This window comes from Enterobacter cloacae complex sp. IR5458 (assembly GCF_049238025.1).
GTDB lineage: Bacteria > Pseudomonadota > Gammaproteobacteria > Enterobacterales > Enterobacteriaceae > Enterobacter > Enterobacter kobei.
Genome location: NZ_JBMKIF010000004.1, coordinates 130,683 through 143,677, shown reverse-complemented (window position 1 = coordinate 143,677; position 12,995 = coordinate 130,683). Strand labels below are relative to the sequence as shown.

12 protein-coding genes and 6 tRNA genes are annotated in these 12,995 nt (G+C 52.6%); all 18 read left to right on the top strand.

Annotation, left to right across the window (positions count from 1 at the left end; genetic code table 11):
* Nucleotides 1-3: 3 nt before the first annotated feature.
* The 18 genes from mngB (at nucleotide 4) to ACOTYN_RS04685 (ending at nucleotide 12,943) form a co-directional block, all read left to right on the top strand.
* Nucleotides 4-2,634, top strand: coding sequence for a mannosylglycerate hydrolase (gene mngB, locus ACOTYN_RS04770; RefSeq protein WP_023336932.1), 2,631 nt, complete (start codon nucleotides 4-6; stop codon nucleotides 2,632-2,634).
* 671 nt (nucleotides 2,635-3,305) lie between these two features.
* Complete coding sequence (gene cydA, locus ACOTYN_RS04765; RefSeq protein WP_014883043.1) at nucleotides 3,306-4,874, top strand: cytochrome ubiquinol oxidase subunit I; 1,569 nt, start codon at nucleotides 3,306-3,308, stop codon at nucleotides 4,872-4,874.
* Nucleotides 4,875-4,889: 15 nt separating this feature from the next.
* A complete protein-coding gene (gene cydB, locus ACOTYN_RS04760) occupies nucleotides 4,890-6,029 on the top strand; it encodes a cytochrome d ubiquinol oxidase subunit II (RefSeq protein WP_071922467.1) in 1,140 nt (379 codons plus the stop codon).
* 14 nt (nucleotides 6,030-6,043) lie between these two features.
* On the top strand, nucleotides 6,044-6,157 hold the full coding sequence (cydX, locus tag ACOTYN_RS04755) for a cytochrome bd-I oxidase subunit CydX (RefSeq protein ID WP_003858598.1): 114 nt from the start codon (nucleotides 6,044-6,046) through the stop codon (nucleotides 6,155-6,157).
* Nucleotides 6,157-6,447 (top strand): cyd operon protein YbgE, encoded by a 291-nt coding sequence (ybgE, locus tag ACOTYN_RS04750; protein WP_010428735.1) that lies wholly within the window; start codon nucleotides 6,157-6,159, stop codon nucleotides 6,445-6,447. Before cydX ends, ybgE begins: the two co-directional genes overlap by 1 nt.
* Before the next feature lie 148 nt (nucleotides 6,448-6,595).
* On the top strand, nucleotides 6,596-7,000 hold the full coding sequence (gene ybgC / locus ACOTYN_RS04745; protein WP_003858593.1) for a tol-pal system-associated acyl-CoA thioesterase: 405 nt from the start codon (nucleotides 6,596-6,598) through the stop codon (nucleotides 6,998-7,000).
* Nucleotides 6,997-7,689, top strand: coding sequence for a Tol-Pal system protein TolQ (gene tolQ, locus ACOTYN_RS04740; RefSeq protein WP_008501101.1), 693 nt, complete (start codon nucleotides 6,997-6,999; stop codon nucleotides 7,687-7,689). Before ybgC ends, tolQ begins: the two co-directional genes overlap by 4 nt.
* 3 nt (nucleotides 7,690-7,692) lie before the next feature.
* Nucleotides 7,693-8,121, top strand: coding sequence for a colicin uptake protein TolR (gene tolR, locus ACOTYN_RS04735; protein WP_003858589.1), 429 nt, complete (start codon nucleotides 7,693-7,695; stop codon nucleotides 8,119-8,121).
* A 28-nt stretch (nucleotides 8,122-8,149) separates the two neighbouring features.
* On the top strand, nucleotides 8,150-9,418 hold the full coding sequence (gene tolA / locus ACOTYN_RS04730) for a cell envelope integrity protein TolA (RefSeq protein ID WP_014883046.1): 1,269 nt from the start codon (nucleotides 8,150-8,152) through the stop codon (nucleotides 9,416-9,418).
* 130 nt (nucleotides 9,419-9,548) lie between these two features.
* The gene (gene tolB, locus ACOTYN_RS04725) at nucleotides 9,549-10,841 is read left to right on the top strand and encodes a Tol-Pal system beta propeller repeat protein TolB (protein WP_047626086.1); all 1,293 of its coding nucleotides are present in this window, start codon (nucleotides 9,549-9,551) and stop codon (nucleotides 10,839-10,841) included.
* Nucleotides 10,842-10,876: 35 nt separating this feature from the next.
* Nucleotides 10,877-11,398: a peptidoglycan-associated lipoprotein Pal gene (gene pal / locus ACOTYN_RS04720; RefSeq protein WP_003858578.1), complete on the top strand. Its 522-nt coding sequence runs from the start codon at nucleotides 10,877-10,879 to the stop codon at nucleotides 11,396-11,398.
* A 9-nt stretch (nucleotides 11,399-11,407) separates the two neighbouring features.
* A complete protein-coding gene (cpoB, locus tag ACOTYN_RS04715) occupies nucleotides 11,408-12,205 on the top strand; it encodes a cell division protein CpoB (protein ID WP_023332428.1) in 798 nt (265 codons plus the stop codon).
* A gap of 161 nt (nucleotides 12,206-12,366) precedes the next feature.
* Nucleotides 12,367-12,442, top strand: a tRNA-Lys gene (locus tag ACOTYN_RS04710).
* A 26-nt stretch (nucleotides 12,443-12,468) separates the two neighbouring features.
* Nucleotides 12,469-12,544, top strand: a tRNA-Val gene (locus ACOTYN_RS04705).
* Nucleotides 12,545-12,547: 3 nt separating this feature from the next.
* Nucleotides 12,548-12,623: transfer RNA gene (locus ACOTYN_RS04700), tRNA-Lys, on the top strand.
* 46 nt (nucleotides 12,624-12,669) lie between these two features.
* A tRNA-Lys gene (locus tag ACOTYN_RS04695) sits at nucleotides 12,670-12,745 on the top strand.
* Between the two features lie 23 nt (nucleotides 12,746-12,768).
* Nucleotides 12,769-12,844 (top strand) — tRNA-Lys (locus ACOTYN_RS04690).
* A 23-nt stretch (nucleotides 12,845-12,867) separates the two neighbouring features.
* Nucleotides 12,868-12,943: transfer RNA gene (locus ACOTYN_RS04685), tRNA-Lys, on the top strand.
* Nucleotides 12,944-12,995 lie beyond the last annotated feature (52 nt).

Genomic DNA, 12,995 nt, shown 5'->3' with positions numbered 1-12,995 from the left:
AAGATGAAAGCTGTATCTCGCGTTCATATCACACCGCATATGCACTGGGACCGTGAGTGGTATTTCACCACCGAAGAGTCACGTATTCTTCTGGTCAATAATATGGAAGAGATCCTGACCCGCCTGGAGCAGGATGACGAGTATAAATATTACGTCCTTGATGGGCAGACGGCGGTGCTGGAGGATTATTTTGCCGTCGTGCCTGAAAACCGCGCGCGCGTGAAGGCCCTGGTCGAGCGCGGAAAACTGATTATCGGCCCCTGGTATACCCAGACTGATACCACCCTCGTCAGCGGCGAGTCGATCGTCCGCAACCTTATGTATGGCATTCGCGACTGTATGGCGTTCGGCGAGCCGATGAAAATCGGCTATCTGCCGGATTCATTTGGTATGTCCGGTCAGCTTCCGCATATTTATAACGGGTTTGGCATAACGCGGACCATGTTCTGGCGCGGCTGCTCGGAACGACACGGAACCGATAAAACGGAATTTCTCTGGCAGAGCCAGGACGGCAGCGAAGTGACGGCACAGGTGCTGCCGCTGGGCTACGCGATTGGTAAGTACTTACCGGAGGACGAAGCGGGGCTGCGAAAGCGGCTCGACAGCTATCTCGAGGTGCTGGAAAGCGCCTCCGTCACCAAAGAGATTTTGCTGCCCAACGGTCACGATCAGATGCCGCTGCAGCAGAATATTTTTGCAGTAATGGACAAGCTGCGAGAAATCTATCCCCAGCGTCAGTTTGTGATGAGCCGGTTCGAAGAGGTATTTGACCACATCGATGCGCACCGCGATGAACTGGCGACGGTAAAAGGGGAGTTTATCGACGGGAAATACATGCGCGTTCACCGGACAATCGGCTCTACGCGCATGGACATCAAAATCGCCCATGCGCGTATTGAGAACAAAATTGTCAATATCCTCGAGCCACTGGCGACCCTTGCCTGGACGCTGGGCTTCGATTACCACCACGGTCTGCTGGAGAAAATGTGGAAAGAGATCCTCAAAAACCACGCTCACGACAGCATCGGTTGCTGCTGCAGCGACAAAGTGCATCGTGAGATTGTCTCCCGCTTCGAACTGGCTGAAGACATGGCAGACAACCTGGTGCGTTTCTATATGCGCAAGATTGTCGACAACATGCCGCAAAGCGATGCCGATAAGCTGGTGATGTTCAACCTGATGCCCTGGCCGCGTGAAGAGGTGATGAACACCACCATCCGACTGCGTGCCAGCCAGTTCCGTTTGCGGGATGATAAAGGTAACGAGATCCCGTATTTCATTCGCAGCGCACGCGAACTCGACCCCGGTCTCATCGACCGACAGATTGTCCATTACGGCAATTACGAACCGTTTATGGAGTTTGATATTCAGCTCAGCCAGATACTGCCGTCGATGGGGTACCGTACGTTGTTTATCGAACCGAACGTGGCCGGGAAGCAGCGCGCAGCGGTGAAAAACACAGAATCCTTCCTTGAAAATGCGTTCTGGCAGGTTGATTTCAATGAAGACGGCACGTTGCGGCTGCGTGACAAAGAAACCGGGCTGATTTATGACCGCGTACTGGAAATCGAAGAGAGTTCGGATGATGGCGATGAGTACGACTACTCGCCCGCCCGGGAAGAGTGGAGGCTCACTTCAGCACAGGGTGAGCATCAGGTTGAGGTGACGCATGAAGGCTGGCAGAGCAGGGCGGTGATCCGTCATCGGATCGCTGTTCCGGCTAATCTGGCCGAACGCACGGCGCGTCAGAGGAACGGTTCTCTCAGCGCTGAGTGTGAAATCACGCTTAGTCACAACAGCAGACGCATTGATGTGGCGGTTCGTCTGGACAATCAGGCTGACGACCACCGCGTTCGCGTGCTGATCCCAACGCCGTTTACAGCCCAGGAGGTGTTAGCGGATACGCAGTTTGGTACGGTCACGCGTGCTGCGCAGGATCCCGCCATGCAAAACTGGCAGGAGGAGGGCTGGAAAGAAGCGCCGGTTCCCGTCTGGAACTTACTCAATTACGCCGTCCTGCAGGAGAAACGAAACGGGCTGGCGCTGTTCACCGAGGGACTGCGCGAATTTGAAGTGGTGGGCGAGGATAAAAAAGCCTTTGCCGTAACCTTGTTGCGTGGCGTGGGGCTACTCGGCAAAGAAGATTTGCTGTTGCGTCCCGGCAGACCATCAGGGATCAAACTGCCCGTTCCTGACTCCCAGGTTCGGGGCGCGTTAAGCTGTCGCTTTAGTCTCTTCAGTTTCAGCGGTACGCCGGAAAATGCGGGTGTCGCGCAGCAGGCTAAATCGTGGTTAACGCCCGTACAGTGCTACAACAAAATTCCCTGGGATGCCATGAAACTGAACCGCGCACCGTTTACCACGCCGGAAAGTTACAGTTTGTTAGCGCTTTCGCCAACGGGATGTGTGCTCAGTGCTCTCAAAAAGGCGGAAGATCGTGATGAGCTTATTCTTCGTCTGTTTAACCCGTCAGCGTCCAGCGCATGTGATGCGACGTTATCTGTGAATCCGACGGTGAAACGGTGCTGCGAAACGGACATGAATGAACAGGTGTTAGCGCAGCATGAAGGCGAGGGCATTGCCGGGGTATTCAGGCCTGGACAGTCACGCACCTTTAGCGTGCTTGTCGGCTGAAAACAGTGATAAAAGGCTGCAGCGTTAGCGGCCTTTTTTCATTGAATAATCACACCGTGGTGTTAACTTATGGGGTGATAAAGGTAAATTAAATGTAATTTCTAAGGGTTGCAGAAAAGCAATGGAAAAATAATCTGGCTCGACTACGCTTTATTGTTGGTCGCGCTTGAAAAGGACAATTTCTCTCGCGTTAATAAAAATCACTTCTGTTTATATTTTTTCCTTCTTCGATAACCTATCACATCCTTGTATGTACATATCGTTAACATGGTTTTTACCATTCTCACCGCGATTAAACATGATTAACATTGCTGCTGGTTTTTGATTTAAATCAATGTTTAATCCTTGGAAAAAGGCGTTGAAAAGCGCTAAATTGTTCCCGATCAAAATGGCCGAAAAGTGGTAATTTTGCTATAAATTGATCGCCGTCGAAAAACGTAAATGTGATTCAATAAAAACCTGTTTATTGTAAGGGTTTTGCAGCGTATTATATTTGCGGGATCAATTTGAGTTTTTTATTAACCTATTTGTAACCTGACGTCATCGTTTTTATCCTTCTTCAGGGTAATAACGACGACCAGGATGCGAATAATTTGTATTGGGGCATGCGTGTGGATCTCTTCTGACGGGGTTCACTCTCGGAGTCTTCATGCGATGAGCAAGGAGTCATAATGTTAGACGTAGTCGAACTGTCGCGCTTACAGTTTGCCTTGACCGCGATGTACCACTTCCTGTTTGTGCCGCTGACGCTCGGTATGGCGTTCCTGCTGGCCATTATGGAAACGGTTTACGTCCTCTCCGGCAAACAGATTTATAAAGATATGACCAAGTTCTGGGGCAAGTTGTTTGGTATCAACTTCGCACTGGGCGTGGCCACCGGTCTGACCATGGAGTTCCAGTTCGGGACTAACTGGTCATATTATTCCCACTATGTAGGGGACATCTTCGGTGCGCCGCTGGCCATTGAAGGTCTGATGGCCTTCTTCCTCGAATCCACCTTTGTAGGTCTGTTCTTCTTCGGCTGGGACCGTCTGGGTAAAGTTCAGCATATGGCCGTCACCTGGCTGGTGGCATTAGGTTCGAACCTGTCCGCGCTGTGGATCCTGGTGGCGAACGGCTGGATGCAGAACCCCATCGCGTCTGATTTCAACTTCGAGACCATGCGTATGGAGATGGTCAGCTTTGCCGAGCTGGTCCTGAACCCGGTTGCACAGGTGAAATTCGTTCACACCGTGGCTTCTGGTTACGTGTGCGGCGCGATGTTCATTCTGGGCATCAGCTCTTACTACATGCTGCGCGGTCGTGACTTCGCCTTTGCTAAGCGCTCCTTTGCTATCGCTGCAAGCTTCGGTATGGCTGCCATCCTCTCTGTTATCGTTCTGGGTGATGAATCCGGTTACGAAATGGGTGACGTGCAGAAAACCAAACTGGCTGCAATCGAAGCTGAATGGGAAACTCAACCCGCGCCTGCTGCCTTTACGCTGTTCGGTATTCCCGATCAGGACGCGCAGGAAAACCGCTTCGCGATTCAGATCCCTTACGCGCTGGGTATCATCGCCACCCGTTCTGTTGATAAGCAGGTCACTGGTCTGAAAGAGCTGATGGTTCAGCACGAAGAGCGTATCCGTAACGGTATGAAAGCCTACTCGCTGCTGGAACAGCTGCGTGCCGGTTCGACCGATCAGGCGGTACGTGACCAGTTCAACGACGTGAAGAAAGATCTGGGTTACGGTCTGCTGCTGAAACGCTATACCCCGAACGTTTCTGATGCGACGGAAGCGCAGATCCAGATGGCGACCAAAGACTCGATTCCGCGTGTTGCGCCACTGTACTTCGCATTCCGTATCATGGTGGGCTGCGGCATCATCATGCTGCTGATCATTGCGGCTTCCTTCTGGTCCGTCATTCGTAACCGCATCGGCGAGAAAAAATGGCTGCTGCGCACGGCGCTGTACGGTATTCCACTGCCGTGGATCGCTATCGAATCCGGCTGGTTTGTTGCGGAGTATGGCCGTCAGCCATGGGCCATTGGTGAGGTACTGCCAACGGCGGTAGCGAACTCTTCCCTGACTGCAGGCGACCTGATCTTCTCCATGCTGCTGATTTGCGGTCTGTACACCCTGTTCCTGGTGGCTGAACTGTTCCTGATGTTCAAGTTCGCGCGCCTTGGCCCAAGCAGCCTGAAAACCGGTCGCTATCACTACGAGCAGTCCACTGCGACTACTCAGCCGGCACGCTAAGACAGGAGTCATCAAATGATCGATTATGAAGTATTGCGTTTTATCTGGTGGCTGCTGATTGGCGTTCTGCTGATCGGTTTCGCTGTCACCGATGGTTTCGACATGGGGGTGGGGATGCTCACTCGTTTCCTCGGTCGTAATGACACCGAGCGTCGAATCATGATCAACTCCATCGCCCCGCACTGGGACGGTAACCAGGTGTGGCTGATCACCGCAGGCGGCGCGCTGTTTGCTGCCTGGCCGATGGTCTACGCGGCTGCGTTCTCCGGCTTCTATGTGGCGATGATTCTGGTGCTGGCCTCTTTATTCTTCCGTCCGGTCGGTTTCGACTACCGTTCCAAGATTGAAGACACCCGCTGGCGCAACATGTGGGACTGGGGCATCTTCATTGGTAGCTTCGTTCCACCGCTGGTGATCGGTGTGGCGTTCGGTAACCTGTTGCAGGGTGTACCGTTCCACCTGGACGAATACATGCGTCTTTACTACACCGGTAACTTCTTCCAGTTGCTGAATCCGTTTGGTCTGCTGGCGGGTGTGGTGAGCGTGGCGATGATCATCACGCAGGGCGCAACATACCTGCAGATGCGTACTGTGGGTGAACTGCACCTGCGTTCCCGTGCGACGGCTCAGGTTGCTGCACTGGTGACGCTGGTCTGCTTCGCACTGGCAGGCATATGGGTGGTGTACGGTATTGATGGTTATGTCGTGACGTCTGCGATCAACCATACGGCACCGTCTAACCCGCTGACCAAAGAAGTGGCGCGTCAGGCTGGCGCATGGCTGGTGAACTTTAATAACATGCCTGCGCTGTGGGCGATCCCGGCTCTGGGTGTACTGCTGCCGCTGCTGACCATGCTGACGTCTCGTCTGGAGAAAGGCGCGCTGGCGTTCCTGTTCTCCTCGCTGACCCTGGCGTGCATCATCCTGACGGCGGGTATTGCCATGTTCCCATTCGTCATGCCATCCAGCACCATGCTGAATGCTAGCCTGACCATGTGGGATGCAACCTCCAGCCATATGACGCTGAACTTAATGACTTACGTTGCTTGCGTGTTCGTTCCGATTGTTCTGGCTTACACCATCTGGTGTTACTGGAAAATGTTCGGTCGTATCACCAAAGAACATATCGAAAGCAACACCCACTCTATGTACTAAGTAAGGAGCTGAATATGTGGTATTTCGCATGGATTTTAGGGACGCTTCTTGCCTGTGCTTTTGGTGTCATCACCGCCCTGGCGCTTGAGCATGTTGAAGCGACGAAAGCGGGTGAAGAAAAACACTGATGAATATTATCGCGACGCTTTACGCGGTAATGGATAAGCGCCCGTTACGGGCGCTTTCTTTAGTGATGGCATTACTGCTGGCAGGCTGCATCTTCTGGGACCCGTCGCGTTTCGCGGCAAAAACCAGCGAACTGGAAATCTGGCATGGCTTCCTCATTATGTGGGCAGTGTGTGCTGGGGTGATCCACGGCGTGGGCTTTCGTCCGAAAGCGGTACACTGGCAGGGCATTTTCTGCCCGCTGATTGCCGATCTGGTTCTCCTCGCCGGTTTGATTTTCTTCTTCTTCTGAATAAGAAATGTCCTATAACGATATGGGCTTACCCGAGCCCATAAAAATTTACTCTCCGTTTACTTTCTCCCATTCCAAACCATCTTTCCCGCGCGTATAGTAGCGAAGTTTGAAAGCTCCAACTTTTCTTGTATTACTGGGATGTAAAGTGAATACAACGCTGTTTCGATGGCCGGTTCGTGTCTATTACGAAGATACCGATGCCGGTGGTGTGGTTTACCACGCCAGCTACGTTGCTTTTTATGAACGGGCACGCACAGAGATGCTGCGCCATCATCACTTTAGTCAACAGGTGCTGTTGGCTGAGCGAGTTGCCTTCGTGGTACGCAAGATGACGCTTGAGTATTTTGCGCCTGCCAGACTCGACGACATGCTCGAAGTCCAAACTGAAATTACATCAATGCGCGGGACCTCACTGGTTTTCACGCAGCGGATAGTCAACGCAGAGAACACCGTACTGAACTCAGCTGAAGTACTGATTGTTTGTGTTGATCCAACCATAATGAAGCCTCGTGCGCTTCCTAAGTCTATTGTCGCGGAGTTTAAGCAGTGACTGACATGAATATCCTTGATTTGTTCCTGAAGGCAAGCCTTCTGGTTAAACTTATCATGTTGATTTTGATTGGTTTTTCAATCGCATCCTGGGCCATCATCATCCAGAGAACGCGTATCCTCAATGCTGCTGGCCGTGAAGCGGAAGCGTTTGAAGATAAGTTCTGGTCGGGTATTGAGCTTTCTCGCCTGTATCAGGAGAGCCAGGGGCGCCGTGAAAACCTGACCGGCTCCGAACAAATTTTCTATAGCGGCTTCAAAGAGTTTGCTCGCCTGCATCGCGCAAATAACCATGCGCCGGAAGCGGTTGTGGAAGGCGCTTCTCGTGCGATGCGTATCTCCATGAACCGTGAGCTGGAAAATCTTGAAACGCACATTCCTTTCCTCGGTACTGTCGGCTCCATCAGCCCGTATATCGGCCTGTTTGGTACAGTATGGGGGATCATGCACGCCTTTATCGCGCTGGGTGCGGTGAAGCAGGCGACGTTGCAGATGGTTGCACCGGGTATCGCTGAAGCACTGATTGCGACCGCTATCGGTCTGTTTGCGGCAATCCCGGCGGTAATGGCTTACAACCGCCTGAACCAGCGCGTGAACAAACTGGAACTGAACTACGACAACTTTATGGAAGAGTTCACTGCGATTCTGCACCGTCAGGCGTTTACCAGCACCGAGAGCAACAAGGGGTAAACCATGGCCAGATCGCGTGGACGAGGTCGTCGCGAGCTCAAGTCCGAAATCAATATCGTTCCACTGCTGGACGTCCTGTTGGTACTGCTGCTGATCTTCATGGCAACAGCGCCAATCATAACCCAGAGCGTGGAGGTGGATCTGCCGGATGCGACAGAATCACAGGCGGTGAGCACCAATGACGATCCTCCGGTCATCATTGAAGTTTCCGGCGTAGGGCAGTACAGCGTGGTGGTAGAAAAAGATCGTATGGATCAGCTTCCACCGGAGCAGGTGATAGCTGAGGCGCAGCGTCGCCTGGAGTCAAATCCGAAAACGGTCTTCTTAATCGGTGGCGCGAAAGACGTACCCTACGATGAAATTATTAAAGCGCTGAACTTGCTACATAGTGCGGGTGTTAAGTCAGTTGGCTTAATGACTCAACCTATTTGATCATCCGCGTAGTTTTTGGGAACCGATAGTGTCAAAGGCAACCGAACAGAACGACAAGCTTAAGCGAGCGATAATCGTCTCCGCAGTGCTGCACGTGATTCTTTTTGCAGCGCTGATCTGGAGTTCGTTCGATGAGCATATTGATGCATCAGGCGGCGGTGGAGGGTCTTCCATCGATGCCGTTATGGTGGATCCCGGTGCGGTAGTGCAAAACTATAATCGCCAACAGCAGCAGAAGGCGAGTGCAAAACGGGCTGAAGAACAGCGTGAAAAACAGGCGCAACAGCAAGCGGAAGAGCTGCGTGAAAAGCAGGCCGCGGAGCAGGAACGTCTGAAGCAGCTTGAGAAAGAACGTTTGCAGGCGCAGGAAGCGGCGAAAGAGCAGGCGGAACAGCAGAAGCAAGCTGAAGAGGCCGCGAAAAAAGCGCAGGAGCAGCAAAAGCAGGCGGAAGAAGCGGCCGCTAAAGCCGCAGCGGATGCCAAAGCGAAGGCTGATGCCCAGGCAAAATTAGCGGCTGAAGCAGCGAAGAAAGCGGCTGCCGATGCCCAGAAAAAAGCTGAAGCCGAAGCCGCGAAGAAAGCCGCTGCTGATGCTCAGAAGAAAGCCGAAGCCGAAGCGGCGAAGAAAGCGGCTGCTGACGCTCAGAAGAAAGCTGAAGCCGAAGCGGCGAAGAAAGCCGCTCAGGAAGCAGAGAAGAAAGCAGCGGCTGACGCTGCGAAGAAAGCGGCTGCTGCCGAGAAGGCCGCGGCTGAAAAAGCGGCTGCGGCTGAAAAAGCTGCTGCTGATAAAAAAGCGGCTGCCGAGAAAGCTGCAGCAGATAAAAAAGCGGCTGCCGATAAGAAAGCTGCGGCTGAAAAAGCCGCTGCCAAAAAGGCCGCTGCAGATAAAGCGGCTGCGGCTGCCGGCGTCGACGATTTGCTGGGCGACCTGAGTTCAGGTAAGAACGCACCAAAAGCGGGTGGCGGGGCGAAAGGGAACGGTCAGCCGTCTAAAGACAGCGGGACCTCCGGCGCCAACGGCGGGGCAACGGGTGCAGATATCAGCGCTTATGCGAAGCAGATTCAGGTGGCGATCCAAAGCCGTCTGTTTGATGCGGGCCTGTATCAGGGCAAACAGTGCGTGCTGCATATCAATCTTGCCCCAGATGGACGGTTGAAAAGCGTCACTTCTGAAGGGGGCGATCCTGCGCTTTGCCAGGCAGCGTTAGCCGCAGCAAGATCGGCGAACATTCCTAAACCGCCGAGTGAGGCTGTTTACGATAAGATAAAAGATGCCAAACTAGACTTTAAGCTGTGATCGTCTTTCCTTTGGGAAGTATAGAAAACCGACTATTGTCATAGCCAGGATCGTGTAGTTTTGTCTATTTGAGTTTGTTAACATTCTGCTAAATTATCGTGGGTAAGGTTACCCGGATAAGGGAGATATGATGAAGCAGGCATTACGTGTAGCATTTAGTTTTTTAATGCTGTGGGCAGCTGTGCTGCACGCAGAAGTACGTATCGAGATCACCCAGGGGGTGGACTCGGCACGCCCAATCGGTGTTGTTCCGTTCCAGTGGGCCGGTCCTGGCGCTGCACCTGAAGATGCCGGTGGCATCGTGGCGGCTGACCTGCGTAACAGCGGTAAATTCAACCCGTTAGATCGTTCTCGTCTGCCTCAGCAGCCGGGCAGTGCACAGGAAGTACAGCCTGCTGCATGGTCTGCGCTGGGTATTGATGCGGTCGTTGTGGGTCAGGTTACCCCTAACCCGGACGGCTCTTACAACGTGGCCTGGCAGCTGGTAGATACCGGCGGTGCACCGGGTACCGTTCTGGCACAGAACTCCTACAAGGTCACTAAACAGTACCTGCGCTACGCGGCTCACGCGGCCAGCGATGCGGTGTTCGAAAAACTGACCGGCATTAAAGGTGCGTTCCGTACCCGTATTGCTTATGTGGTGCAGACCAACGGCGGTCAGTTCCCATATGAGCTGCGCGTCTCTGACTACGACGGCTACAACCAGTTCCTGGTGAAACGTTCTTCCCAGCCGCTGATGTCTCCAGCCTGGTCTCCGGACGGTTCTAAACTGGCATACGTGACTTTCGAGAGCGGTCGTTCTGCGCTGGTTATCCAGACGCTGGCTAACGGTGCTGTGCGTCAGGTAGCGTCGTTCCCACGTCACAACGGTGCGCCTTCCTTCTCTCCGGACGGCTCTAAACTGGCCTTTGCGCTGTCTAAAACCGGTAGCCTGAACCTGTATGTGATGGATATTGGCTCTGGCCAGATCCGCCAGGTGACCGATGGTCGCAGCAACAACACCGAACCTTCATGGTTCCCGGACAGTCAAACCCTGGCGTTTACCTCTGACCAGGCTGGCCGTCCACAAATCTATAAAGTAAACATCAACGGCGGTGCTCCGCAGCGTATTACCTGGGAAGGTTCGCAGAACCAGAACGCAGACGTGAGCAGCGACGGTAAATTCATGGTAATGGTCAGCTCCAACGGTGGGCAGCAGCACATTGCCAAACAAGATCTGGTAGCGGGTGGCGTTCAAGTTCTGTCGTCAACGTTCCTGGATGAAACGCCAAGTCTGGCACCTAACGGCACTATGGTAATCTACAGCTCTTCTCAGGGGATGGGATCTGTGCTGAATCTGGTTTCTACAGATGGGCGTTTCAAAGCGCGTATTCCGGCCACTGATGGACAGGTAAAATCACCTGCCTGGTCGCCGTATCTGTAAATAATAATTAATTGATTACTAAAGGAATCATAGAAATGCAACTGAACAAAGTGCTGAAGGGGCTGATGATCGCTCTGCCTGTAATGGCAATCGCAGCGTGTTCTTCTAACAAGAACGCAAGCAATGACCAGAGCGGCGAAGGCATGATGGGTGCCGGTACCGGTATGGACGCGAACGGCAATGGCAACATGTCTTCTGAAGAGCAGGCGCGTCTTCAGATGCAGCAGCTGCAGCAGAACAACATCGTTTACTTCGATCTGGATAAATACGACATCCGTTCTGACTTCGCTGCGATGCTGGATGCTCACGCTAACTTCCTGCGTAGCAACCCATCTTACAAAGTCACCGTAGAAGGTCACGCGGACGAACGTGGTACCCCAGAGTACAACATCTCCCTGGGTGAACGTCGTGCTAACGCTGTTAAAATGTACCTGCAGGGTAAAGGCGTTTCTGCTGATCAGATCTCCATCGTTTCTTACGGTAAAGAAAAACCTGCAGTACTGGGTCACGACGAAGCGGCTTACTCCAAAAACCGTCGTGCCGTACTGGTTTACTAAGAGAATGGCATGAGCAGTAACTTCAGACATCATCTGTTGAGTCTGTCGTTACTGGTTGGAATAGCGGCCCCCTGGGCCGCTTTTGCTCAGGCACCAATCAGTAGTGTCGGCTCAGGCTCGGTAGAAGACCGGGTCACTCAACTCGAGCGTATTTCTAACGCTCACAGTCAGCTTTTAACCCAACTCCAGCAACAACTTTCCGATAACCAAAACGATATTGACTCACTCCGCGGTCAGATTCAGGAAAGTCAGTATCAGCTTAACCAGGTTGTGGAACGTCAGAAGCAAATCTTGTTGCAGATAGATAGCCTGAGCAGCGGTGGTGGTGCAGCAGCACAACCCGCAGCAGGCGATCAGAGCGGAGCGGCGACATCCGCGCCCGCGCCGTCTGCGGATGCTTCCGCCTCCACAGGCGCGCCTGTACAGAGCGGTGACGCGAATACGGATTACAATGCGGCCATTGCCCTCGTGCAGGATCAATCTCGTCAGGACGACGCGATTGCTGCGTTTCAGAACTTTGTTAAGAAATACCCTGATTCAACCTACCAGCCAAATGCCAATTACTGGCTTGGTCAGTTGAATTACAACAAGGGTAAAAAGGATGATGCGGCGTTTTATTTTGCCTCCGTGGTGAAAAATTACCCAAAATCGCCGAAAGCGCCAGATGCGATGTATAAGGTTGGCGTGATCATGCAGGACAAAGGTGACACTGCGAAAGCCAAAGCGGTTTATCAGCAGGTGGTCGCCAAATTCCCTGGTACCGAAGGTGCCAAACAGGCGCAAAAACGTCTGAATTCGATGGGATGATTATCGCATGACCAGAAATCGCGTTATTTCTGGTCGTGCAGCATGATTCGTAAGCAGTTAAGTGATCTTCATCGAAATTTTTGTTGCGCAGAATTCTTAAATCAGTAATATATGCCGCCGTTGCCACGGGATATCAAACAACGTGAAAACAGCGTAAAAGTGGGTCGTTAGCTCAGTTGGTAGAGCAGTTGACTTTTAATCAATTGGTCGCAGGTTCGAATCCTGCACGACCCACCACTTAAGCAGTTCCGATAGTACAGAGTGGGTGATTAGCTCAGTTGGTAGAGCATCTCCTTTACACGGAGGGGGTCGGCGGTTCGAGCCCGTCATCACCCACCACTCGGGTCGTTAGCTCAGTTGGTAGAGCAGTTGACTTTTAATCAATTGGTCGCAGGTTCGAATCCTGCACGACCCACCACTTAAACGTGGTACCGAGTAAAAATCTTCGAAGTCAGCACCCGAATGGGTCGTTAGCTCAGTTGGTAGAGCAGTTGACTTTTAATCAATTGGTCGCAGGTTCGAATCCTGCACGACCCACCACTTCGAAGAAAAAATCCCGCAAGGGGTCGTTAGCTCAGTTGGTAGAGCAGTTGACTTTTAATCAATTGGTCGCAGGTTCGAATCCTGCACGACCCACCACTTCGAAGAAAAAATCCCGCAAGGGGTCGTTAGCTCAGTTGGTAGAGCAGTTGACTTTTAATCAATTGGTCGCAGGTTCGAATCCTGCACGACCCACCAATGTAGAAAGGCGCCCTAAAGGCGCCTTTTTGCTATCTGCAATTCTATAAAT

Coding starts and splice junctions, on each gene's coding strand:
- mngB (WP_023336932.1), top strand. CDS start 4: ATGAAAGCTGTATCTCGCGTTCATATCACACCGCATATGCACTGGGAC.
- cydA (WP_014883043.1), top strand. CDS start 3,306: ATGTTAGACGTAGTCGAACTGTCGCGCTTACAGTTTGCCTTGACCGCG.
- cydB (WP_071922467.1), top strand. CDS start 4,890: ATGATCGATTATGAAGTATTGCGTTTTATCTGGTGGCTGCTGATTGGC.
- cydX (WP_003858598.1), top strand. CDS start 6,044: ATGTGGTATTTCGCATGGATTTTAGGGACGCTTCTTGCCTGTGCTTTT.
- ybgE (WP_010428735.1), top strand. CDS start 6,157: ATGAATATTATCGCGACGCTTTACGCGGTAATGGATAAGCGCCCGTTA.
- tolR (WP_003858589.1), top strand. CDS start 7,693: ATGGCCAGATCGCGTGGACGAGGTCGTCGCGAGCTCAAGTCCGAAATC.
- tolB (WP_047626086.1), top strand. CDS start 9,549: ATGAAGCAGGCATTACGTGTAGCATTTAGTTTTTTAATGCTGTGGGCA.
- pal (WP_003858578.1), top strand. CDS start 10,877: ATGCAACTGAACAAAGTGCTGAAGGGGCTGATGATCGCTCTGCCTGTA.
- cpoB (WP_023332428.1), top strand. CDS start 11,408: ATGAGCAGTAACTTCAGACATCATCTGTTGAGTCTGTCGTTACTGGTT.